This window comes from Aulosira sp. FACHB-615, assembly GCF_014698045.1.
Lineage (GTDB): Bacteria > Cyanobacteriota > Cyanobacteriia > Cyanobacteriales > Nostocaceae > Nostoc_B.
Genome location: NZ_JACJSE010000025.1, coordinates 35170 through 59259, shown reverse-complemented (window position 1 = coordinate 59259; position 24090 = coordinate 35170). Strand labels below are relative to the sequence as shown.

Annotated in this window: 24 protein-coding genes; 12 read left to right on the top strand and 12 right to left on the bottom strand. The window is 39.4% G+C overall.

The window, feature by feature from the left end; all coding sequences use genetic code 11:
- Positions 1-13 precede the first annotated feature (13 nt).
- The 3 genes from H6G77_RS27195 to H6G77_RS27185 all read left to right on the top strand — a co-directional run bounded on the left by H6G77_RS27195 (position 14) and on the right by H6G77_RS27185 (position 4974).
- Positions 14-1747 carry a hypothetical protein gene (locus tag H6G77_RS27195; protein ID WP_190873217.1) on the top strand — a complete coding sequence of 578 codons (1734 nt, stop codon included), beginning with the start codon at positions 14-16 and terminating at the stop codon, positions 1745-1747.
- A gap of 436 nt (positions 1748-2183) precedes the next feature.
- On the top strand, positions 2184-3989 hold the full coding sequence (locus tag H6G77_RS27190) for a sensor histidine kinase (RefSeq protein WP_190592692.1): 1806 nt from the start codon (positions 2184-2186) through the stop codon (positions 3987-3989).
- A 160-nt stretch (positions 3990-4149) separates the two neighbouring features.
- Positions 4150-4974 (top strand): SDR family oxidoreductase, encoded by an 825-nt coding sequence (locus H6G77_RS27185; RefSeq protein WP_190873216.1) that lies wholly within the window; start codon positions 4150-4152, stop codon positions 4972-4974.
- A 134-nt stretch (positions 4975-5108) separates the two neighbouring features.
- On the opposite strand, the gene H6G77_RS27180 is transcribed toward H6G77_RS27185, so the two are convergent.
- Positions 5109-6698, bottom strand: a complete 1590-nt coding sequence (locus H6G77_RS27180) for a glycoside hydrolase family 57 protein (protein ID WP_190592690.1) — start codon at positions 6696-6698, stop codon at positions 5109-5111.
- Positions 6699-7404: 706 nt separating this feature from the next.
- On the opposite strand from H6G77_RS27180, the gene H6G77_RS27175 reads away from it, so the two are divergent.
- Positions 7405-7962: a DUF2808 domain-containing protein gene (locus H6G77_RS27175; RefSeq protein WP_190873215.1), complete on the top strand. Its 558-nt coding sequence runs from the start codon at positions 7405-7407 to the stop codon at positions 7960-7962.
- 111 nt (positions 7963-8073) lie between these two features.
- Here H6G77_RS27175 and hemW read toward each other — a convergent pair whose 3' ends face one another.
- Positions 8074-9255 carry a radical SAM family heme chaperone HemW gene (gene hemW, locus H6G77_RS27170; protein WP_190873214.1) on the bottom strand — a complete coding sequence of 394 codons (1182 nt, stop codon included), beginning with the start codon at positions 9253-9255 and terminating at the stop codon, positions 8074-8076.
- Between the two features lie 249 nt (positions 9256-9504).
- Between hemW and H6G77_RS27165 the strand changes: the two genes are divergently transcribed.
- Positions 9505-10581, top strand: coding sequence for a PIN/TRAM domain-containing protein (locus tag H6G77_RS27165; protein WP_190592687.1), 1077 nt, complete (start codon positions 9505-9507; stop codon positions 10579-10581).
- 398 nt (positions 10582-10979) lie between these two features.
- The gene (locus tag H6G77_RS27160) at positions 10980-11462 is read left to right on the top strand and encodes a cupin domain-containing protein (protein ID WP_190873213.1); all 483 of its coding nucleotides are present in this window, start codon (positions 10980-10982) and stop codon (positions 11460-11462) included.
- On the opposite strand, the gene H6G77_RS27155 is transcribed toward H6G77_RS27160, so the two are convergent.
- The 3 genes from H6G77_RS27155 to H6G77_RS27145 form a co-directional block, all read right to left on the bottom strand.
- Complete coding sequence (locus tag H6G77_RS27155; protein ID WP_313954527.1) at positions 11457-12506, bottom strand: protein rep; 1050 nt, start codon at positions 12504-12506, stop codon at positions 11457-11459. The two genes, H6G77_RS27160 and H6G77_RS27155, sit on opposite strands and share 6 nt — an antisense overlap.
- Positions 12507-12743: 237 nt before the next feature.
- The gene (locus H6G77_RS27150; protein WP_190592685.1) at positions 12744-13148 is read right to left on the bottom strand and encodes a type II toxin-antitoxin system VapC family toxin; all 405 of its coding nucleotides are present in this window, start codon (positions 13146-13148) and stop codon (positions 12744-12746) included.
- Positions 13149-13436: a hypothetical protein gene (locus H6G77_RS27145; protein ID WP_190592684.1), complete on the bottom strand. Its 288-nt coding sequence runs from the start codon at positions 13434-13436 to the stop codon at positions 13149-13151.
- Between the two features lie 479 nt (positions 13437-13915).
- Between H6G77_RS27145 and bcp the strand changes: the two genes are divergently transcribed.
- Together bcp and H6G77_RS27135 are read left to right on the top strand one after the other, a co-directional pair.
- A complete protein-coding gene (gene bcp / locus H6G77_RS27140; RefSeq protein ID WP_190592683.1) occupies positions 13916-14395 on the top strand; it encodes a thioredoxin-dependent thiol peroxidase in 480 nt (159 codons plus the stop codon).
- Positions 14396-14399: 4 nt separating this feature from the next.
- Positions 14400-15215, top strand: a complete 816-nt coding sequence (locus H6G77_RS27135; RefSeq protein ID WP_190673972.1) for an EndoU domain-containing protein — start codon at positions 14400-14402, stop codon at positions 15213-15215.
- A 107-nt stretch (positions 15216-15322) separates the two neighbouring features.
- Here H6G77_RS27135 and H6G77_RS27130 read toward each other — a convergent pair whose 3' ends face one another.
- Positions 15323-16771 carry a DUF4335 domain-containing protein gene (locus H6G77_RS27130; protein WP_190873211.1) on the bottom strand — a complete coding sequence of 483 codons (1449 nt, stop codon included), beginning with the start codon at positions 16769-16771 and terminating at the stop codon, positions 15323-15325.
- The gene (locus H6G77_RS27125) at positions 16768-17394 is read right to left on the bottom strand and encodes a DUF3038 domain-containing protein (protein ID WP_190592680.1); all 627 of its coding nucleotides are present in this window, start codon (positions 17392-17394) and stop codon (positions 16768-16770) included. The genes H6G77_RS27130 and H6G77_RS27125 overlap by 4 nt, the downstream gene beginning before the upstream one ends.
- Before the next feature lie 430 nt (positions 17395-17824).
- Here H6G77_RS27125 and H6G77_RS27120 point away from each other — a divergent pair, with 430 nt between their 5' ends.
- The 3 genes from H6G77_RS27120 (at position 17825) to H6G77_RS27110 (ending at position 19782) form a co-directional block, all read left to right on the top strand.
- Positions 17825-18343, top strand: a complete 519-nt coding sequence (locus H6G77_RS27120) for an adenine phosphoribosyltransferase (protein ID WP_190873210.1) — start codon at positions 17825-17827, stop codon at positions 18341-18343.
- Between the two features lie 81 nt (positions 18344-18424).
- Positions 18425-19465, top strand: coding sequence for an ABC transporter permease (locus H6G77_RS27115; RefSeq protein WP_190592678.1), 1041 nt, complete (start codon positions 18425-18427; stop codon positions 19463-19465).
- 35 nt (positions 19466-19500) lie between these two features.
- Positions 19501-19782, top strand: coding sequence for a hypothetical protein (locus H6G77_RS27110; RefSeq protein WP_190673975.1), 282 nt, complete (start codon positions 19501-19503; stop codon positions 19780-19782).
- Between the two features lie 96 nt (positions 19783-19878).
- Here H6G77_RS27110 and lspA read toward each other — a convergent pair whose 3' ends face one another.
- From lspA to cruF, 3 genes are all read right to left on the bottom strand, one after another.
- Entirely contained in the window at positions 19879-20352 is a 474-nt protein-coding gene (gene lspA / locus H6G77_RS27105) for a signal peptidase II (protein ID WP_190592675.1), read from the bottom strand.
- An 80-nt stretch (positions 20353-20432) separates the two neighbouring features.
- The gene (locus tag H6G77_RS27100; protein ID WP_190873233.1) at positions 20433-20987 is read right to left on the bottom strand and encodes a biotin transporter BioY; all 555 of its coding nucleotides are present in this window, start codon (positions 20985-20987) and stop codon (positions 20433-20435) included.
- Positions 20988-21238: 251 nt separating this feature from the next.
- Positions 21239-22147 (bottom strand): gamma-carotene 1'-hydroxylase CruF, encoded by a 909-nt coding sequence (cruF, locus tag H6G77_RS27095; RefSeq protein WP_190592673.1) that lies wholly within the window; start codon positions 22145-22147, stop codon positions 21239-21241.
- A 523-nt stretch (positions 22148-22670) separates the two neighbouring features.
- On the opposite strand from cruF, the gene H6G77_RS27090 reads away from it, so the two are divergent.
- The gene (locus tag H6G77_RS27090) at positions 22671-23117 is read left to right on the top strand and encodes a hypothetical protein (RefSeq protein WP_190592672.1); all 447 of its coding nucleotides are present in this window, start codon (positions 22671-22673) and stop codon (positions 23115-23117) included.
- A gap of 195 nt (positions 23118-23312) precedes the next feature.
- Here H6G77_RS27090 and rpmA read toward each other — a convergent pair whose 3' ends face one another.
- Both rpmA and rplU read right to left on the bottom strand, forming a co-directional pair.
- Positions 23313-23594, bottom strand: a complete 282-nt coding sequence (rpmA, locus tag H6G77_RS27085; protein WP_190592671.1) for a 50S ribosomal protein L27 — start codon at positions 23592-23594, stop codon at positions 23313-23315.
- Between the two features lie 24 nt (positions 23595-23618).
- Positions 23619-24008 carry a 50S ribosomal protein L21 gene (gene rplU, locus H6G77_RS27080; protein ID WP_190592670.1) on the bottom strand — a complete coding sequence of 130 codons (390 nt, stop codon included), beginning with the start codon at positions 24006-24008 and terminating at the stop codon, positions 23619-23621.
- Positions 24009-24090 lie beyond the last annotated feature (82 nt).

The window sequence follows — 24090 nt, the reverse complement described above, 5'->3', positions numbered from 1 at the left end:
CTAGTTCTGCTCCGTGCTAATTACACAATTACAAAATATTTTCACAACACCCATTAGCCAAAACAGTAATCAAAATCAATCCCGATGGATTGTCATTTTTTGGTATAGCTTAAGTCTAGCTTTTGCTATTATTTATATTCTGCTCGGAGTGCGACAAGCTTTCAGCAGTAAATATATAGTCAGCGACGATGCACGAGAATATATTTCTTGGATATATCGTTACTTTAACTCAGATTTATTTTCTGAGGATTTGATTGCTGATTATTTTCAATCAATCACCCCAATTGGATATGGGCTGCTTTATAAAATAGTTGTCGCTTTAAATATCGATCCAGTTTTTTTTAGCAAAATTTTCCCGATAGTTCTAGGAATAATTACAACTAGTTACTGCTTTCTCGTTTGTCTGCAAATATTTCCCATACCAATGACGGGATTTATTGCATCATTATTATTAAATCAAAGTCTCTGCTTACATGATGACTTATTTTCTGGAACTCCCAGAGATTTTATTTATCCTTTGTTTTTGGCGTTTTTATATTATTTAATCAGATTTTCTAAGTTGGGTATATTAATTGCGATCGCCCTGCAAGCTTTAATTTACCCTATCATAGCTTTTATCGATTTATTAATTGTATTTTTAACCTTATTTGACTGGCGAAACAAGCAGATAATTGTCTCTCGTAACCGCCAATCTTTTATATTATTTTTAGCAGCTACTCTAGTTGTCGGCATCACAATTTTACCTTATACTATTCAATCATCAAAGTTTGCCCCAGTAATTACTGCTGCTGTTGCCAGAACCATGCCAGACTACTGGGATGGAGGCAGAGTCAGCTTTTTTAGTCATAATATTATTAGTTACTGGTTTGACGGTCGAGATAGCGGTTTTTTCGCTTTAATTGCACCTCCACAATTGTTACTCGGCTTATTATTACCAATCATCCTCAAATTCAAGTCTCACTTTCCCCTGTCTCAGCAAATCCAAACAAAAATCAAAATCTTACCAAGGGTAGTAATAGCTAGTTTAATCATGTTTTTTACTGCTCATTTAATTGCTTTTAAACTGCACTGGCCTAGCCGCTATACCCATCATACTTTTAAGATGGTATTTGCTTTAGCCGCCGCAATTTTTATCACCTTAATTTTAGATGCTGTATGGCAATGGTTGAGACAAAGAGGCGAAAAGAATTTAATTTTGAGTACCATAGCAATTTTGTTTATAGGGCTGATTTCTTACCCTAGTAGCTTGAAAGTTTTTCCTAAAACCCCTTATGTAGAAGCTAAAGTTCCAGAATTATATAATTTCTTGCAAAAGCAACCACAAAATATTGTCATAGCCTCTACATCTGAAGAAGCAGATAATATACCTATCTTTGCTCAAAGAAAAATTTTAGTAGGCAAAGAATATGCTTTACCAATACATACCAAATATTACGTTCAGTTTCACAGGCGGATGCTTGATTTAATTGCTGCCCAATATAGTGAAGATATTAACCAAATTAACAACTTTATTCAAAAATATCACATAAGTTTTTGGCTATTAGAGCGTTCAGCGTTTGTCCCAGAATATATAGCTAAAAATTCTTGGTTACAACAATATCAGCCAGCAGCAGAACAGGCGATCGCCAAGTTAAATAAAACTCAGCCTATCTTAGCAACATTGATCAATTCTTGTACAGTTTTTGCAGCAGATAATTTAGTTCTTCTCAACACTTCATGTATAGAAGCAACACAGCCAAAAAAGTAAGAGAATAGAGTAGGGATATGTTACTAAGTAGAAGGACTAAATTAAACCTAACTTAAGTTTACCGGGTTTCGACACTTTGACAGGCTCAGTGCATCGCTGCGCTCGACCATCGTCTTCTCAAGGATTTCAGAAATAGTATTTCTACTCCCTACTCCCTACTCCCAGCCCAAATTACTATCTTTGATTGCAACTTGGGATAAATCTCTAAAATGGAAATCTCTCAACTTATGCTAACCGACACCATCAAATTGAAATTTGTAGATAAAAATTACGTATTTTAACGAATTACAAATTGAGATTTATCACAGAAAATGTAGCAATCAATACTTTTGTTACATCTCCTGCATTTTTCCGGCTGACATTAATTAGCTGAGTATGGCTGACACTAAAGATTTAAGTTAGGCTAAAGCCATTTGTGTGGGGATAACAAATATATATGCGCTCTACCAATGCTAAAAATACTTCTGTGAAAGATAATCAGACTATAACTTCCTCTACAAAAGAGTCTGTAACTCAATCGTCAAATCATCCCAGTTGGATTGTTGGCTTAGTTAACAACCTGAGTATCAGTCAAAAAATTGCTTGGGGTTATACTGTAGCTCTAGGTGCGGCTGTTGTTGGAACAGTCGCAGGATTTATGCTAGGTGATTACTATCAGCAACAAGCAATCATCGAAAAACAAGAAAAGTGGCAAGAAATTCAGTTAATTCGTAGTCTTAACTCTGTTTTATTAGAATTACAAGCTCATCAAGGTAAAATCGTAGTTTTTACAGATTTAAAACATTGGCAAGACGAACGCATTCATCTTATCCAGCACTCTGCCGAACTTCAAAAACTGTGGGCAGAACTAACAAATTACGTTAATCAACATCCTAATAAAAAAATATCAAACTTCTTACAAAATTATCAAAATATTCCCACAGTATATAGTCAACAAATAATAGCTATCTTAAATCAAAATTATCCATCTAATTTACAGGCTGAAAATATAGCCAATATAAAAGAAAAACTATTAATATTTTCCCAGAGTGAGATATATTTTAGATTACACGATACTACAGATGCTTTGGAAGAATTGCTCGAAACTTCTGAGGGGACTTTTCAACGCAAAGAAGTGGCGGTACTAGCTACAGAAAAAGTCCGAGACAGAATTATTATTATTAGTATGCTGTCATCGGTGGCGATCGCTATTATACTAGCCCACTACACCAGCCGAGCGATCGCACGTCCACTCAAAGCCGTTCACGATATTGCGCTGAAGGTAACTCAGGAATCTAACTTCAATTTACAAGCACCAGTCACCACAGCCGACGAAGTGGGGATGTTAGCCAACTCACTTAATCAACTCATTCAACGAGTTAATCAACTTTTAGCAGAACAGAAATCTGAAGCATCTCGACAATTAATTCAAAATGAGAAAATGTCGAGCCTTGGACAGATGTTAGCGGGAGTCGCCCACGAAATCAATAACCCCGTCAACTTTATTTATGGGAATCTTCAGCATACTAATGCTTACTTTCAAAATTTGTTAATGCTGCTAGAAGCCTACCAAGCCAAAATTCAAGATGATGAACTTGATGAGTTGGCTGAAGAAATTGACTTAGATTTTGTCAAACAAGACTTGCCAAAGTTATTACAATCTATGCAAGTGGGAGCTAACCGAGCTAAAGAAATTGTTTTAAGCTTGAAGAACTTCTCACGGTTAGATGAAAATGAATTTCATGCTGTAGATATTCACTCTTGTATAGAAAGTACATTATTGATTTTAAATAATCGTCTGAAAAAAAGAATTAATGTAGTGAAAAAATATGGCGAAATTCCCAATATACAAGGCTATGGCGGCGCATTATATCAAGTATTTATGAATATTTTATCTAATGCTATTGATGCTTTAGAAGAGTCCCATAATGAAGAGGAATATCAAGAAATTGTTATTTCTACGCAACAACTCAATGCGGATTTGATAGAAATCAAAATTACTGATAATGGTTCTGGTATTTCTCCAGAATATCAACAAAAAATATTTGAAACATTTTTTACTACTAAACCTATTGGAGTGGGAACAGGTTTAGGTTTGTCAATTAGCTATCAAATTATTGTCGAAAAACACAAAGGTCAACTAATTTGTGAATCTGAGTTTGGTGAAGGCACTACATTTGCGATCGTATTACCAATCAGACATTCAACTGATGATGATATCTCTTTAGAAGAGAGCGACTTAGCTCTAACAGTTAATGACTAGAACGTAGTTATCGCAATACCTGTTCACCAGGAATAGGTGTAATTTCTTCCTGTTCAATGGCTTGTAACCTTTTTTCAGCTTATTTTTAGTTTACTTATTTGGTATTGTAATTAAGAGTATCGCTTTAAATTAACATACTATCAAAAAATAAAATTTATCTATGAATGTTGCTATCATTGGTTGTGGTTATGTAGGTTGTGCAGTGGCTAAATATTGGCAGCAAAAGATGACTTTTATTGTTACCGCCACCACAACTACACCCGAACGCATCCCAGAACTTCAAACTGTAGCGCAAAAAGTTGTCATTGCTAAAGGAAACGACGCAGCCACAATGCAATCAGTTTTGCAAAATCAAGATGTAGTTTTGTTGAGTGTGGGGGCAAAAGGCGCAAATTTATATGAAGAAACTTATCTAGAAACTGCGAGAACTTTAGTGGAAATTTTGCCGCAGTTACCGAATATTCGCCAAATTATCTACACAGGCAGTTATTCTGTTTATGGCGATCGCAATGGTGCTACAGTCGATGAAGATACCCCAGTCGAACCAACCCATGCTTCAGGTGTAATTCTGCGAGAAACAGAAAAAGTATTACTCTCAGCCGCCAGTGAGAAATTGCGCGTTTGTATTTTGCGCCTGGGTGGAATTTATGGCAATAATCGAGAACTGATTAAAATATTTAGTCGTGCATCTGGTACAACTCGCCCCGGAAATGGCAAAGATGTCACGAATTGGATTCATTTAGATGATATTGTCAGCGCCATTGAATTTGCCCGTCAACACCACTTAAATGGTATTTATAATTTGGTTGATGACGCACATTTAACCAGCCAAGAATTACTAGATACTTTATTTGCAAAGCACAATTTACCGACAGTGCAATGGGATAGTTCAAAACCGAGTAACCGCCCATATAATGCCAATGTATCGAATCAAAAAATCAAAGATGCGGGGTACAAACTGATTCATCCGCAAATGATTTTTTGAATTTCTGGTAGGTGAAAGATAACAAACCACTATAGTACTGAGTACTGAATCAGTAAAAGATTACTCAACATTTTCCCACTTGGTAAATGTCATATCTTTTAACTCAGCACTCAGCACTTTCAACTCAGCACTCTTTATAAAGGACGATAAACGCGATAGTTGATTTCGGGGAAGATATTATCCATGACTTCGATTTTTTCTAGCCAACCACTGTCAACTTTACCGATTTTGACATCTTCATAAAGTTTATTAAAACGCATCAGGTGCGATCGCGTCCGGCGGACTGCATAAGGAACCATTGTTCCTGTCCGCATAATAAATGCCCAGTCAGAAGATTGTGCTAATAACAGTTCTCTTGCTGCTTGGTTTAGCGCCCGCCATTGCAATTCATCAGCAGGTTCCAACTTCGAGATTTCAATCATCCGTTCTGCGGCTTTGTGCAGATGGGGATAAATCCAAGCATTTGTTTCATTTAACCAATATTCGTGGAAACCTTTGTAACCCCAACTCGACTGAGAAGGACGGCAAACTTGCTGGCTGGGTTCGGCTCGGAGATAATCTGCCAAGTGAGTCATTTGATATGTACCTTGGTCATACCATGACTTACGGAATAGATAGTCAATAAACCAAGGGCCTTCATACCACCAATGTCCGAACAACTCAGCATCGTAGGGCGAAACAATAATCGGCGGACGCTGCATAATCCCATAAAGATGTTCAGCTTGCCGTTCGCGGTTATACATAAAGTTAGCAGCATGTTCGGCAGCTTTTTCCCTTGCCCAGTATGGATCATATAGTGCCTTATCAGATAAACCTAAACCGCGTCCGGTAATTTTATGGTATTTAATCCCCGTATTTTTGCGCTGACCATTGGGCATGATATAGGGTTTGATATACTCATATTCTGCCTCCCAGCCCAAATCTTTGTAAAATTCTCGATATTCGGCTGCACCAGGATAGCCCACCTCAGAAGACCATACCTGTTGTGAAGATTCATGGTCTCTACCAAACGCTGCTACCCCTGTTTCGGTAAAAATCGGCGCGTAGCTACCAAAACGCGGACGGGGACGAGCGTAAAGAATACCATGACCATCGGTGAGGAAGTAACGCAAGCCAGCATCAGCCAGCATTCTCTCCAGTCCTTCATAATAAGCGCATTCTGGCAACCAAATACCTCTAGGGGGACGACCAAAGGTTTGTTCGTAGTGTTCACAAGCTACTTGAATTTGCGCCCACACGGCTTGGGGATACATTTTCATCAATGGCAAGTAGCCGTGAGTAGCGCCACAAGTGATAATTTCTAAGTTATTGCTATCTTGGAATTGCTTAAAAGCAGTTACCAAATCACCGTTGTAGCGTTCCCACATTTCCCGCGCTTCGTTAAACTCAGTGGCGTAGTGTTCCGCGAGATAACGAATATGCCCATTGTTAACGTTATGCTCAATTTCTAGTTCTGTAAGTTCCTCTAATTTGGCTAAGTGAGCATCATAGCGTTCTTGCAATAGGGGATCACGTAGCATCGACACCAAAGGCGGTGTCATACTCATAGTGATTTTAAAGTCGATGCCGTCTCGCTTTAAGCCTTCAAAGACTTTTAGTAAAGGAATATATGTTTCGGTAATGGCTTCATAAAGCCATTCTTCCTCCAGCACATAGTCACTTTCTGGGTGACGAACGAAGGGCAGGTGTGCGTGAAGTACAAGCGCGACGTAGCCAATAGCCATAGTAATTTCGGGGTGATACTTGTAAATTTAAGGTCGAGGGGTTTAGCAGAAATTAACAATATTTTAAGACCTTCTGGGTATCGTCGCAGTCTGATTGTATTGAGAAAGTTGACTGTGGCAGATAGGGTAATCATGCAGAAGGCTGAAAGATTATGCACGCAGGTTGTTTGTGGAGAATGGGTGTAGGGGTGAAAGGGTATGGGGTGCAAGGGTTTTAATTACCTATACCCCTTTACCATCCTTTCAAACCCAGATTTTGCGTATCGCTGTGTAAGTCCTGGTATTAAGTCTCAGATCCCCGACTTCTTGAAGAAGTCGGGGATCTCTTGGTTCACAAATTTAGTATTCCCTTGATTTTTTTTAGTTTTTTGGAAAGAAAAATTATAGTATATGAACTCAATTCAATAGTAGTTAATTGAAGTAATTTTACTGAGGTAAAACACCCCAAATGGAGAGGTATTTCCTTAAATTATACATATTTGAATACCCCTAAAACCATCGTCTTATGAGACATACAACCCGTGAAAATCTAGAATAATTACTACTCATTTTTAGCTATTACTAACATAAAAAAATAATTGCTATACTGAAAAAACATTGAAAACAGACAGAAATCACTCAGCAAATTTATAGACAGTTGCTGAGGGTTAGGTATGGGTAAGACAACCCATTTCATGAGTTAACGAGTTAGACAAAAAATAAAATTATGAAGTACATCAGCAGCCTTTTAAGCACGCTGTTTGTTGGTGTAGGCATCTGTTCCTTACCTCAGTTTGCAGCGAATGCAGTTACTTTGGGTAGTGGTGCGATCGCTTTTGCTCAACCACCAACTCTAGTTAGTGCTAGTACGCCATACAATGAAACGAGTGTGTCGGATACGACATACTACTTTACCGTCAAAGTACCAGCCGCCGCCGGGGAATCTCTGCAACAGGTGACTTTTACTCAAATATCAGGCGCAGAAGAGATTGAGTTTAATTCCAATGATACATTTGCTTTTGTGGGTACAAGCGATCGCCGTGGCGAAAAGTTAGCCCTCAAATCGGTGGTTAGCAACGACAAACAAAATTTCACCGTCACCTTTGCTAACCCTGTACCACCAGACCAAACAGTAACAATCGGTTTGCGGACTTACCGTAATCCTTTTAATGATGGTGTCTACTTATTTGGCGTAAAAGCATTCCCATCTGGACAAGAAACCGTTGGTCAATTTCTCGGCGTAGGTCGTCTGCAATTTTATAAAGACACTTACTTAGAAGGATAGGAAGTGGAGATGAGGGAGTAGAGAGTAGAAATTTTCTACTATTAGCTATTATCTTTCCAGATATCACCTAACTAGCCTCTATTCCCTAATCCCTTACCTTAACAAAAACAATTAACCCAACTGATTAAATAAATCAGCCAAAATTACATTAGAAAATAAAAATCCTTCTGGGTCAGTCAATTGCAACCTTCCTTCTGTAACTTTTACCCAATCTTTCTCAATGTAAGGTTGCAAACATTGATAAATTTCCCCTATTTTCTCTTTACCAAACTCTGCTTGTAAGCAGGAAAGACTCACACCTTCAGCCAAGCGCAACCCCAACATTAAAGTTTCTAACAATACCTCGACTGCTGGAGTGATTTCACAGTCAATTTTGCAGCCTGCTTGTACCCATTGATAATATTCCTGAGTTTTCCGGGGGCGCGTGAAGCGTTTTTTGTTAGTGTAACTAGCTGCGCCCATCCCAAAGCCATAATAAGGGCGGTTTTCCCAATAAACGCGATTATGCTGACACTGGTGTCCAGGACGGGCATAATTAGAAATTTCATAATGGGCGTAACCTGCACCAGTCAAGACTTGCTGTCCCATTTGGTACATTTTGACAGTAGTTTCATCTGTTGGTAGAGGATTATCCCCTGGTTTGTAATAGCGATTAAAAGCTGTGCCTGGTTCAATGGTTAAATCATAGATAGATATGTGCGTCGGGTTGGTCGCCACGGCTTTTGCTAAAGAATCCGACCATTGATCTAAAGACTGATGTGGCAACCCAGAAATTAAATCTAGACTAAATTCGGGAATCTCGACTTTGTGAATTAGTTCAACAGCTGCAAAGATATCTTTAACGGAATGCGATCGCCCAGCTACTTTTAACAATTCTTCTTGAAAGGCTTGTACACCCAAACTCACCCGATTTACACCCAAACTCCGATAGCCAGAGATATGCGCCAAATCAAATGTACCTGGATCTACTTCCATTGAAATTTCAACTTGGGGCGCAATTCCAAAACGTTCTTCTAAAGCTTCTAGTATTTGTGCCAACTGCTGAGTTGATAGCAGTGAAGGAGTACCACCACCAAAGAAAATTGTCTGCAAAGATTGACCAAAACTAGGTGTATGGGCAATTTCTTGGCATAACACCTCTACGTAATGGGAGATTGTACCCGATGTTTCACCCCGTTGGCGATCGCCCACCACAAACACCGGGAAATCGCAATAAAAGCACCGTCGTCTGCAAAAAGGAATATGTACATAAGCAGAACTGACCATGCTAGAAACAGCAAATTTTTGATTCATTGTCAGCAATAATTACTTAACTTAACAAAGCATTACAAATTGCCAAAATAAAAAGTTTGTTTATGTTTTTTTATCGTTTCACAACAAAACCATGCAAAATATTAAAATAAAGCTCTTTAGTTATAATATTTGCAGATATTCCCTGCTTCCGCCCTTAGTCTAAGTCAATATTCATTGTTGTCTCTTAGCGATGAAGTCAGATGTTTTTGATTTCATCGGGTAAAACAATTGCAGGAAAACAACACAACCATGCTTGATGCCATTATTATTCTCTCATTCATTTTGGCAGCAGCAGGCATAGGTTTCTACAGCACCGATCTGCTACCTGATGGCACGCTAGATCGAGTGACCAATCTAGAAGCTTTACGCCTCACAGTTGCCGTCTTTGCCGCCATTATTGGCGGTGCAGTTGGACTGAGTTTTCAGACGACTTATCGTCGCCTAGAGGCGCAAGTCCGGGAAATGCCACTGGAAGCCATCTTAACCCGTGCCATTGGATTAGTCATTGGCTTACTACTAGCAAACTTAATGCTGGCTCCGTTATTTTTGCTACCTATACCGCCAGATTTTAGTTTTATTAAACCCTTAGTAGCAGTTGTTGGTAGTATTATTTTAGCTGTTACAGGTATGAATTTGGCAGATACCCACGGACGCGGATTACTGCGATTAATTAATCCGAATACTGTGGAGACAATGGTAGCAGAAGGTACATTAAAACCTGCCAATACCAAAGTTTTAGATACTAGCTGCATAATTGATGGTCGGATTGAAGCACTACTAGAAACAGGGTTTTTAGAAGGGCCAATCATCGTGCCACAATTTGTCTTACAAGAATTGCAGCAAGTAGCTGATGCCAGTAAAGACCAAAAGCGAGTCCGGGGAAGACGCGGTTTAGAAATTCTTAACCGCATTAAAGAAGCTTACCCAGAACGTATTTTAATTAACCCCATCGACTACGATGATATTGCCACCGTAGACGCGAAATTAGTCCGCTTTGCCCAAGAAATCAACGCAACACTACTAACCAACGACTACAACTTGTCAAAAGTAGCCAGCGTGCAGAAAGTACCTGTGTTGAACGTCAACGATTTAGTTAATGCCGTCCGTCCGACTTATTTACCAGGCGATAACCTCGACCTCAAAATTCTCAAAGAAGGTAAAGAACCAAGTCAAGGTATTGGCTACCTAGATGACGGCACAATGGTTGTCGTAGAAGAAGGGAGTAGTTATGTCGGGGGTGAACTGCGGGTAGTTGTCACCAGCGCCTTACAAACCTCCGCCGGACGCATGATTTTTGCCAAACCCCAAGCTTCAGCATTGGCGTGAGGGAAATGTCTGGTTCAATCACAATTAAATCATGCACAAGTAATGCGATCGGTGTAGTAACCCTGCACCGATTATTTTTTTTGGTTTTATAAATTAAAGACTAAATTAAAGACTAAATTTAAGGTTGTGTTAGTTGCGCTCATGATTTTCTAAAGATTTTTTACACTTCTCTTAATTGATAGCGAAGCTATTTTTCAGCTTCGAGAGAAGGTCATTAATACTCTCGTAATCCCAGTCATCCACTCGTTGGTTGTCTGGGATTTTTCGTTGCACTTCTAAATAGAAGTAGGCTAACGCCTACTAAGTAGTGAGTAGGTAGAAATCCTATTGCCTCCGGTTCGAGATTATTTTTGTTTTCCCTTCGGGTTGATGAATTGTGATTTTTTTAGGAGTAAATGATGTCTTTACTTACAACTATTGGATATATTCGTCGTGACCTTAATACCCTTCGTTATTGGAGTAAACATCAATTTGCTATGAAGGCTATGCCCTCTAGTCGGTTTGTTTTTGGTCGAACTCATAAGTGGTTCATGTATGAGGTAATACTTAATTATCCTCCAGTTATTAAAAAGGGTAGTTGGGATTATAGAGTTCATCGTTTAGGTAATTTGATTTATCCTGCTTGGGATTGCGCTCTGTTATCTCATTACAGTCCTGGTGGACGGATGCTTCGACATTGTGATCACTCTGTTTTTGAACCACAAGTAGTTTTAGTCAATATTGGACAAGCTACATTTTGCATTGACGATCAAGAATATGATCTTCATGATGGTCAAGTTATTTCTTTTGATTCCAGTATTCCTCACGAGTTGTTACCAGTCGTATCTGAACGTTGGTCATTAACCTACCGCAAAATTCAGCCGCAATATTTACGGTTATAAATTCTCGTAAGTCTTTTGCTGCTTGCTTTTGATAAGATTATTACTCTCTCCGTTACCACTCATTATTTTAAATTTCTGTGATTTGCGATTCCATCTAAAAGACACAGTTTCCTGATTTACCTCATTCATCTCTTCACTACCATTAATGAGGTCTTGGTTATTTTCCTCTAACTCCTGCATATAATGTCTGAGTACACCCCCAACAGCAACTGCTCTGGTTTTGTGCAACTGGCGGGTTAACTCTAAAAACCATTCTCTATCAGCTACTAAGTCTGATTCCTTCACCTGATACTTGAGAATTTCAGGAATTAATATTTTGGGGTCATGGTGTTTTGCGATCGCGCTAATATGAACGACTGGCTGGTAATCAATTCGTAAGCACTGCTGCCATAATGCCACCCATTTGGCTTGAGACAAGTAGCCATGACTAAAATAAGAAGGCTGCACCATTGCCAAAATATGTAAATGTGGATGTGCAGATACTCCATCCCTACCCTTAGTTACTTCTAGCGATTTAATCCAACCCTTTGCAGGCCAAGCTTTCAATTCAGATAATCGCTTAAAAGCTTTGTTCATCTCATCCAAGGTTTTTCTGAGTTCCAAAATTTGGCAATTCTTTACTGTCAAAGTGATAAACAACCAACGATACTTGGAATAATCTGTAACAACTTGTGGCAATATTTTATAAGCTTTGGCTTTCCACATGAGCGATCGCCGCCACTGACAAACAGGACAGTGACGAACCCTGCAAAATCTTGTTTGGAATAACTTGAGTTTGACAGTTCCATCCGCCTCTTCTGAAGAGAGTTGAAACTCTAAAAACTCAGAACAAGTTTTGATTCGCCAAGCATAATTGTTTAACGTATGATCAACTGCTGTAGCGTAATAATTAGAAATCAGTTCAGCATTAGTTCTATGTTTATCCCAAGTTTTACCTATATTTGTAATATCGCTTAAACTCAATGAATTTTGAGGTTTGCTAAATTGGTTTAGCGATAATAAGTTAAAGTCAATAATATTGATATCTGATTGTTGAGCAGACACAAAGATTCTGTAAGTTGTTTGGTTAACAAATTTCAAACTAACATTAACTCAAACATCAAGCCTCAGTGATAATACAGCACAATTCCATTTTTTTAAACCCAATTAGGCAATTCCTCATAATACTTAAAAACAGTTTGCTTTTTCTCTAGCGCAGCTAGATTTACTCTAATGTCTTTGCCTAGCTACATTTGTTAATATGCGAAAATCAAAACTATTCAACTAAGATAATATGATAACTTAAAAAGTTAACCAATTTTCTAATTGTAAATCTTTAACTCTGCTTAAATCAGAATCGTGAGAAACTAAAATTAAATTATTAACTATAGCGGTAGCAGCTATCAAAATATCTGCATCCTGAATAATTGTGCCTCTGCCTTTTAAGTCAGCATAAATTTCTGCGGCTTTTTGAAAAATTCTAAGATCATCCAAAAATAAAATAGGATAATCTTGGCAAAATTGTTGAAACAAAGCTAATTTTCTAATGGTATTGCTACTTAACAACCCTCTTTGAATTTCATAGTATGTTATGCCACTAATACCCAGAAATTCACCTTTTCGCCTTATTTCTGTAATTTTCAATCCTATTTGAATGTTTTGTTTTAGTGATGCTGAAACAATATTAGTATCTAATAAATAACCCATCTATCCTCGTTTTACAGCTTCATCAAAAAGTTGCATTTGCTCTGGAGTAAAATCATTGAGCATTCCTGAAACTAAATGTAAAGATAAAATACTTTTTACCCGTTTTGTTAATTCTTCTTCAGAAATACTATTAATATCTGGAACAGAGCTTGGGTCAAAAGTACGATTAATTAGTTCAATCATTTCTCGTTTATCTAAGTTTTCTTGATAAATAGGATTATTATCAATTAATATTGTGACAATTTCGGTTAATTTCTGAAAGTTAGATTGATAATTAATCAAAGTCATATTGAAAAACCCTCAAAATAAGGCAATTAAATTCTATGTTAGCAGCTAGAATTTAACTGAAAATATAGAAATTGACAAAAAACAGATGCTTCCTTTGTGGAGGCGGCTTGCCGCAGGCTACGCAGATGGATGCAGATAAATTTGTACCTCAGCAGACTGGTAAATGCTATATGTGACTAAAGAGTATTAGTAATCGAAGTCACCACCGCCCATACCAGCACCAGCAGCAGTAGAAGCAGCGCCTTACAAACCTTTGCCGGACGCATGATTTTTGCCAAACCCCAGGCTTCAGCATTGGCGTGAGGGAAATGTCTGGTGCAATTACAATTCAATTATGCACAAGTAATGCGATCGCTGTAGCAACCATTTTTTATGAAGTAAGTAAATTGCAATCAATATATAAGTCAATCTACATTAAATATAATTGCAAAAAAATTCATAACAGGCATAATCAATAACGTGAAGATTTTAGTCATACCATGAGCAACATTCCCCAAGCTGGACAACCTGCCCCTATTTTTACTACACCAGACCAAAATGATAATTTAGTCAGCTTAGATGATTTTAGTGGTCAATGGGTTGTCCTTTATTTTTATCCTAAAGATGACACCCCTGGTTGCACCACAGAAGCCCAAGACTTTACCCAATTAAATTCAGAATTTAGCAAATTGGGAGCTAAAATTATCGGCGTTAGCCCAGATTCTATTAAATCTCATTGTAAGTTTATCAACAAACATAACTTGTCAATTACCTTGTTGAGTGACCCAGAACACCAATTAGCAGATTCTTATGGTGCGTGGCGATTAAAAAAGTTTATGGGTAAAGAATATATGGGAATTGTGCGCTCAACTTTCCTCATTTCCCCAGATAAAATCATTGCTTATGCTTGGCCGAATGTCAAAGCTAAAGGTCATGCTCAAGCTGTACTCAATAAATTATCAGAATTAGCAAATCATTAAATATATGAAACCACCACGCCTGATAATTAGTAAATTAACTTTACTGGCAATAACTTGCATATTCGGAGTGCAAAATTCTGCCCTGTCCCAGTCTCCAACTCCCGCACTTTTGCCATTTTTTGATGATATTAATAACCCAGTTCCAGTTGGATTTCCCAGAGGACAGCAGTTAGATATTTCGCCAAAACCGCCTATACTCAATGCTTTTGATGGTTCGGTTCTGAAAACTTGTGGTGCGATTGGTACAAGAGTCCAACCAAATCAGTTTAAACAATTACTATTATCTTATCCCAATGTATTGCGAAAAATTCAACAAGCTAGTGGTGGCGAAATCCGTTCTGGTCGCCGCAGTCAAAACCAATTTCTTGAAGATTTAACTAATGTTTGGTTTAAGAATAAAGGATTTGAACATATTTTTTGTGGTGAAATCTATAACGCCAATGATATTGGTGGGTTACATTTTGCTGGCAGATATTTGCAACTCCAAAACTCAGGTATGGCTGGCAGATTACCCAATAATCAAAGGCGGGAAGAAGTTGTTCCAGGTGTTATCTATACCTTGGGAGTAGTGATTAAACAAAATAACAGAACCGTTACAGATGTAATTAAGGGCTATAGTTATCTCAGCAATGCCGAAGAAATGTTAATTGATGCCACTAGAGCATTTAAATTACAAGGAAATCAAGAAGGGGCTTGTATTTATAATGTTCGTGACTCAGAAACAGGTACAACCTTTCCTACTGTTTTTGTCAGAAAAAACAAAGCAATTGTGACTTTTTATCCTGATGCTACTCCCCAAGGGACAAAATGTAGAAATTGATCCCTAGTTGCAGTCAAAGATAGTAATTTAGGGTGAGAGTAGGGAGTAGGGAGTGGGATATTCGTTCCACCCAACCTACATTCATTTTTTCTATCAACTCTCACCTATCACTGATACCCCTTCCAAGGAGTAACTTCCAGTTTGCCATTAGGATTAAACACTACTTGGAAATGAGCCAGAGGTTCTTGGTTGTTTGGTGCTGCGCCATTGGAACCATAAACAGATTGAAACATATTTGGCAATGGTGTTTCACGGAAATGATCAAAGGCAACTTGATTTAATGGTTCATAATCAGTGATGATGCCATCTTTATTGATGGCGACTCGATAGCGTAAATCTTTGGTGTAGCTGGGAGTACCTTTCCAATTTTGGCGAATTGTGTTGTATAGCTTTTCGTTTAATTCTTTAACGGTGTTAGCATCTGTAATTTTCTGCCCTACTACCTGTGGTGTACCAGCATAACCGCGCCAAGGACTAACTTCTAACACCCCTTTGCTAGTAAACACTACTTTAAATTGGGCTATGGGTTCATTATTAATTGCCGAACGTTTTGCCGGGTTGTAAAGCAGTTTAGGTAATGGAGTGAAATTAACGCCTTCATTTGACCCTTGATTTACTGCCTTATAACCAACGATCGCACCATCACCAGCTACACCAACACGATAGACTAAATCTTCCTTGACTGTCGAGCGATCGCTCCAAGCCGGGTCAATTTGATTCCACACCTGACGATTTAAAGCCCGTAGTTGAGATGGGTCAGTAATTTCGGCTGTTGTATTTAATAAGGCTTCTAAATCGGTGGTTGGGGGTGCGGTGGCGGCTGTAGTGGGAGTGGCGCTGGGTGTCGCTGTCGGTGTGGCGCTGGCTACGGGAGTTGTCGCTGCGGTGGGGGTAGGAACAGCAGTTGTCGTTGGTGTGGGAGTGGCGCTGCTTTGGGTTTCTGGTTGCGCTTCTGGTGTGCGGACTTGGGGGGGTGGAATCAAACTAAAAGCAACCGCCGCAACAGCTACACTCGCAACTCCAATACTGGCTGGTAGTGCTTGCTTGACGACAAGTTCACTAGCACCACTGTAGCGTCGGGGTATTGGTTGTAATTCGAGGGCTAACTCCGGTAGGGTCTGGGTATCGGCAAAAAACTGATCTACTGCTTCCACCAAATCAAATAACTGCACCGTATTCATATCAATTTGAATCGGTGATTTATTTGCCTGAGAACCCAAAGCTTCAGTACTGCTTTCAGAATGTACAATTAGCCGATGACGGTTATGGTCAATTTTTTGCAGTTCTACTAATTCTGAGTCTTGGTTATGGGCTTGGGGGTTGGGGATATTGCTTAAAAATTCTTGTCCATAAGCACTCACAGCCCTCACCAAACTTTCAAAAAATTCTCGACCTCCCACTAGAGGCTGCTTATAACCAGATATATAGCATTCTACATTGACCAATATCGATAATTCTGGGCGGAGTTCTTGTAAATGTGCTGCCCTGGAAGCATCGCTTAAACCCTCTAAAAGCAACGTACAGTTAGGTAAACTGTATTTCCGTTGAATGTTCATTCCACTTCCCCATCAAAAAGACTAATCCAGAATCGCTGCATTCCGGCCGTACCAGTACAAAATAGAAGTTTTTCTAACAAATTAATGGCTAACTCATCTAATTTTTCATCAGATGTTAATGCTAGTACCCCAGAGCGCCGCGCATTCATTCTGCTTTTAAAATGCACTCGAAAGCGTTCTAGGTAATTAGATAAACGCAAGTTTTGTTCCAGGGGGATTTGTTTTTCATTCATTTGCTGATATATCATCAGCATCTGACGGATGACCACGGTTAACCGCCGTGCAATGTAGCAAGCAATAACTACTAAAGCCTTGGCTTCTATAATTGTTAAGGGTCTGCGGATATTAGCGCGGCGCATGGGGTTAGAGCTACGCATCCGCCATAAATTTACCCGATTTTTAATAATATCTTTTAAATCCAACTCTTCTGCAAAGGCCAAAATTGCTTCGGAACCACCGAGTTCTAAAGCTTCAATGGCCAATAAGATGAGGTCGATTTGTAGCCGAGTTCTGGGCGGACATCCTTGTCCTGCGATCGCCGGATCTGGTAACGTATCCAGAATCATAGGCGTTGATGCAGGTGCGGGACTGTTGAACGGCGTTAAGCTCGCGGAGACATTCATTCTATAAATTACCTTGTGCGCTTCCAACAGACTAGATACACTAGTACAACTAAATTTAAGATAAGTAGCCAAAAAATAACATTAAACCTGTGGCAGTAGCCATAATACCTGACGTATACATGACTTAACTTGTTCTACTCCAAAGCTCTCATATACTTAAATTTCCCTTTTTACAGCATCAGTTTACCTTCTTGTATTGAGTACCATTCCATAATTTAAGCTTGGTGTAGATTCTCACTATCGTCAATGGATGATGATACTAGAGCCTCAAATCTAGCGTATGACATTATAGTGTACGATTTTTCAGGGAATGGGAATTGGCAAAAGAAAAGTCTCAAGTATGAACTTTAAAGTCTGAAATTTCAGGTTTTAGCTTTGATTCATGACCAATCCTACTCCCCACTCCCTACTCCCTATTTTTTAACTGTTTATGGACTTAAAATCTCTAATTCGTGAAATTCCCGATTATCCCAAGCCCGGTATTTTATTTCGAGATATTACTACTTTACTGCGCGATCGCGACGGATTGCGATACACTATTGACTTTTTCACAGAAAAATGCAATGAAGCGGGATTTCAAGCAGATTATGTGATTGGGATGGAGTCACGGGGATTTATTTTTGGCGCTCCCCTAGCTTATAAATTAGGGGCTGGGTTTATTCCCGTCCGCAAAAAAGGCAAGTTACCCGCCGCCGTTCACTCCATTGAATATGAACTAGAGTACGGTACTGACTGTTTGGAAATGCACCAAGACGCGTTGCATCCAGGGAGCCGCGTTTTAATTGTGGATGATTTAATTGCTACAGGTGGTACAGCCGGTGCGACAGCCAAGTTAGTTCAAAAGCTTGAGTGTGAACTCGTAGGTTTTGGGTTTATTATCGAGCTACGGGATTTACAAGGGCGGAATAATCTCCCCAATTTGCCGATTATCTCGTTAATTGAATATTAGTCAATGGTCATTAGCCATTGGTCGTTAGTCATTTGACTAATGGCAAAGAACAAAGGACAGAGGACAGAGGACAAAATAAAAATGACAGCTACAAAAATTTCCTTGGAGACCAGTCGAGATTGGCTAATTCGGCTAATTACGAGTGAAACTTTTATTTATGTGATGAAACGGGTATTACAAGCGTTGTTTACCTTACTTTTGGCATCGGCGCTGTCGTTTTTCATCATCAAATTGTCTCCAGGAGATTATGTAGATACTCTGCGACAAAATCCCAAAATTTCCCCAGAACGAATTGAGGAAATTAGAAGACAGTTTGGGTTAGATAAGTCTTGGCCTGAGCAATATTTCTTGTGGTTGTGGCGGATATTTACCAGAGGGGATTTTGGTACAAGTTTTGTCTATCAGCGTTCTGTAGCTTCCCTGTTATGGGAACGTGTACCGGCAACCTTATTATTAGCGATCGCTTCTTTAATTGTGACATGGGCGATCGCTATTCCTCTCGGCATTGTTGCAGCTGTGAAGCAAAATCGCCCAACAGACCGCATCTTACAAGTCATTAGTTATGCCGGACAAGGCTTTCCCAGCTTTATCACGGCACTATTTTTATTAATCTTTGCCCAATTTACCTCGCCTTTATTTCCCGTCGGTAGTATGACCAGCATTAATCATGCTGATTTATCCTGGTTTGGTAAAATTGTTGATATCGGCTGGCACATGATTTTACCCACAATTGCCTTGAGTGTTACCAGTTTTGCTGGTTTGCAACGCATTACCCGTGGGGAATTGTTAGATGTTCTCCGTCAAGATTATATCCAAACAGCCCGCGCCAAAGGACTGCCAGAAAATCGCGTCATTTACGTTCATGCACTGCGTAACGCTATTAACCCCCTAATTACTTTGCTAGGTTTTGAGTTAGCCAGTTTATTAGGCGGTGCATTCATCGCGGAACAGTTCTTTAACTGGCCTGGTTTAGGGAGATTAACTTTACAGGCGGTTATCGCTAAAGACCAATACTTAGTTATGGCGAGTTTGGTGATGAGTGCGGTGCTATTGAATGTCGGTAACTTACTCGCAGATTTAATGTTAAAAGCAGCCGATCCTCGAATTAAGTTAGATGCTTAAATAATTTAGTCAATGGTCATTCGTCCTTTGTCATTATGCTTTCCGACGTTTATTATCTAGTGCGTTCCAAAACAGATGGTCGTTATTTAACAGCACGTCCCAACTCGGAAGAGTTAGGTTACATATTACTGTTTAGAGAAAGTTTTGATGCTTTAAGCTATCTCAATACTCATGCAGCAGAGGTAGCAAACCGCTTTGCTGTAGAGTCTCTCCCTGGAAGCCAACTCAGCAGCTTGCTCAAACGCTGGGGTTTTCTTGGAGTAGCGATTGTTACTGACCCTCTGTTACCCAAAGTAGAATTTTTACAGCATGGTTGAGTAGAGTCATTGGTCATTTGTCATTCGTCATTGGTTAATGGTCAATAACACCAAGCTCTCCCCTACTCCCCTGCGGTCTTTTGCGAGAAATTAAAATCACCTTCTCCGGGGGGGAGTGGGTGTTTTTTGAAACGAGGCTATCAGTAAACAAACAATACCTATACTGATAAAAGAATCGGCAATATTAAATACAGCAAAATTAATCAACCGTAAATCTAGAAAATCTACTACATAGCCTAAAACAAAGCGATCGATACCATTACCCATCGCCCCGCCTAAAATTAAACCATAACCCAACTGATCCCAACGACTGAGCATTGAGCCGAACAAACCCAAGGCGATTAATACTAAACTGACTCCTAAAGATAACCAGCGTAACCACTCCACCTTGCCACTGAATAGGCTAAAAGCTGCACCAGTGTTAGTCACATAAGTAAAGTGAAATACCCCTGGGATGAGTGGTAATGTATCTCCTAATTTAAAGGTTTGGACAACCCAATATTTAGTCAGTTGATCTAAGAAAAAAGCGATAAAGGCAGCAATCCAAAACAGGCGATTTTTTAAATTCATAGTGAGTTAATTCAGCGTCATTAGTCATTGGTCATTAGTCATTAGCTTTTGACAAAGGACAAATGACAATGGACTAATAACTAATAAAACATTAAATGGCGTAATAAATAAGCGATTGAGGTAACAGCACAAATGACAACTAATTGTCCTGGTACGGCAAACCACGAGTATTTCAGAATTGCTTGGATTAAGGAGAGATTTTCTGTACCTTGCCACTGAAAAAAGTAACTCATGGTCAAATAAGTAATACCGCAGAAGTGAATGGTTAACAAGCCACAAATACAACTAAATGCCAAAGATTCTAGTTTTGGTCTGGCTTGAAACGCCAAAAATCCACAAATCCACGCTCCAGGAATAAAGCCTAAAAGATAGCCAAACTGGGACAGTCTGACATAACCTAGACCTCCACCTTCGGAGAATACAGGCAATAAAGTTAATCCCATAACTAAGTACGCAATTTGTGAGAGCGCCCCAGCATTCTGCCCTCCCAAACAACCTACCAGTAAGACGGCACCAATTTGAAAGCTAACACCTAAAGAAAAGGTTTGAATTCCATGTTGAGTCCAACTCCAAGGCCAGGTGATACTATATGCTTCCAAAAATGTGCCACCCATTGTTAGGAGTAAGCCAATCATAGACCATAATAATTGAACGGTTCCCACAATATCTGTACTTTCAGCTATGAATCTCTTAAATATGCTCAAAGACGGTAATTTTTAGGTTTTAAGTGAATTAACTAGAATATGTTTATCCTCAAGAACTATGCTTAATCAGTTTTAGATCCCCGATTTCTTGAGGAAGTCGGGGATCTAGTTGTTCGTCAATGATTGAGGATGGGGTACTGAGAGGAATTTCCCCTTTATCCCCGCCTGTTGCCAAGTGTTTACTACTTCAAAGCAACTTCGATGCTGGCTACAGAAACTTCTTTAGTTGCTGGTTCAAGGGTAACTTGATTATTTGCTGCGGATGCTTTCCACCACAAGATAATCGCGGGGGTAACACCTAAAACTAAACCCAGCAATACGGGAATAGAGAAACCAGCAGCCAAGCTCATCACGGTAGCAAAACCAAAGTTACTTAAGTAGACTACTAAAGGTAGATTTAGTTGCGATCGCTCAAATTTAATTGGCTGATTTTTCCACAACAATGCTGCTACTGTCATGAATACTGCACCAGTACCTAACCAACCAGCAAAGTTTTGATAAGGCATTCCAAAGAAAGCGCCTGGTTGTTGCCAATACCAGAAGGGTAGGGTAGTTTGACTCATGGCTGGGTCTAGCACAAAATCCCAGGAGGTTAGCAGCAAAGAACCCAAGCCAATTGCGCTAATATGCCGCCACAAGCTTGGTTTTGTATCTACTTCTAAGCCAGCACGGGCTAACAAGTAAGATACACAGCCTAAATAAAACCACGATAAGGGAATTGTAAAGGGAACTAAACCACCTATTTTATATCCCAAGCCGCTTAAATATTGATAGTGACCAAAAGGAAAGCCTGTACTGGTTCCTAATAATTCACTAGTTAAAGAAATTAATACAGCAGGCAGCAGAAATGCCATAGCACGACCCACACCCAATGTCCGCAAGGCATACAACAATACGGCTGCTGCACCCAAAATCATATAAACTACACCACCACCAGCCATACTCCACTGCATGGCAGTCTGTCCAAATTCAGACAAGTTCAAAATGAGTTCGGCATTGGGTACAACCAATAATATCCCTACCAACCCAAACACCATTGACACAATATGACCGATGAGGCTTACACGCTCAACGACAACAAGTTGTTTCATGACAATTCCTTAATCAGATGTGATACTTTGCTACTCTGCTGCTAACAGTTTACAAATGTTTACGAAAATATTTAACTAGTTTGTACCGTAATTATTGGGAAATTTAGAGAATTTGCGGACGGACTATTGATTACGTTTGGCAAAAATAGGATGATAAACATATAGTCTAAGTCATTCTCGTCGAAATATACTCAAACTAACCCAGCTTTCTGGAAGAAAGCGATCGCCTTTACTACCGCCAGCATCACAACTCCTACAACTATGGTCATGTCGGCTAAAAGACACATGAGCAACACCGCAGGAGATTAGAGTCAAGGCTTTTGCGCTTTACCCACTGATGCACCCATATCAAAACCAAGTAGTTGATTATGATACATCAGAAATCAGAATATGGTTTCTATCTAGCTTTAATGACTCAACCTGTATAGTTTACTGACTGGTAATCTGCTGCATCAGTTGAAGTTTTTAGTCATGGAAAATTTATTTAAAGTATCACTTTACTTATTCATCATGAGAGCAACTTATGTCTATTTTCAAAAACCTTCCCTGGACATCACTATTATTAGTACTGATTAGTTATAGTACCCTGGGCTGGGTGTTATCAGAAGCACACATGCCTTTGTCTCTTTGGATAGTCATCGTAGTTGGGATATTAGTTTTACTATCAAGTTTAGCTATTCCCTTTTTAGCAATGGCTAATTACTCTAGTGTATTTTTTGAGTCGAGTATCAAAACTTTTTTTATTGCCGTGTTTGGGGCATTTTTATTTTTCCTGATGGTTGCTTGGTTTCGCCTCTTTCTCGATACCTTACTGATTATTGCGGCGGCAATTTTAGCAAAAATTGATTTTTACACAGCCGGATTTAATGGTAGATCAGCCTTTTTAATTACATCCTTATTTTCATTAGTAGGTATAGCTTGCGGTGCAATTCTCCACGAAGAATTTGCTATATACACATCTATGCGTTAAAGGAGGCAGAAGGCAGGAGGTTTTTATTCAGCTATAGGATTCAGACTCCTCCTGAATAATAGCCACCAAATTAAAAATTTGGTGCGGTGTATAACCTCCTAACTCCTGCCTTCATTGATAAATAAATGAGGGTGGAAGTGACCAACCCTCATTTGTTATCAACCATTCTGGCTAATTAATCACATAACCAAGCGTCTAGCTGGCTACGGCTTCAGTGGGTGCAGCAACTGGATAAATGCTGACTTTCTTGCGAGATTTGCCTTTTCTTTCAAAGGTGACAACGCCATCAATTAAGGCAAACAAAGTGTCATCGCTACCGATACCTACATTGTTACCGGGGTGAAATTTTGTGCCACGTTGACGTACAAGAATATTACCTGCACGTACAACTTGACCACCAAAGCGTTTGACACCTAGACGCTGGGCATTAGAATCACGGCCGTTGCGTGTACTACCTGTTCCTTTCTTATGAGCCATAATTTCCTTGTTATGCTTATTTTTCTATGATTCAGCAGTGGTTTCCGCAGAGGAATCATCAGCTACAGCCGCCGCTTCCGATGCTGTAAATACCTGACCATCGAGAGTAATGGAGTTAATCAACAGTCTGGTAATTTCTTGGCGATGACCACGTTTTTTGCGGGTTTTCTTCTTCGGCTTCATTTTGTAGACTATGACTTTGCGTCCTCGGAAATGGCGCAATACAGTTCCTTCTACAGTTGCCCCAGATACTAGAGGCTGACCGATGCTGAGTCCACCGTCATGTTGTACTAGTAGTACAGAATTTATTGTAACTTTTTCGTCTGGTTGGGCAGTTAGCAGTTCAATGTCGTAAAAACGACCAGGCTCAACTTTAAGTTGTTTACCACCAGTTTCAATAATCGCGTAGGTCATTAAATTGTCCTTGGAGTTGCCGTACAGGTAGCTAACAAAAATCTCTTGTAGAGAAGGCGATATATCAAAACTTGATGAATCG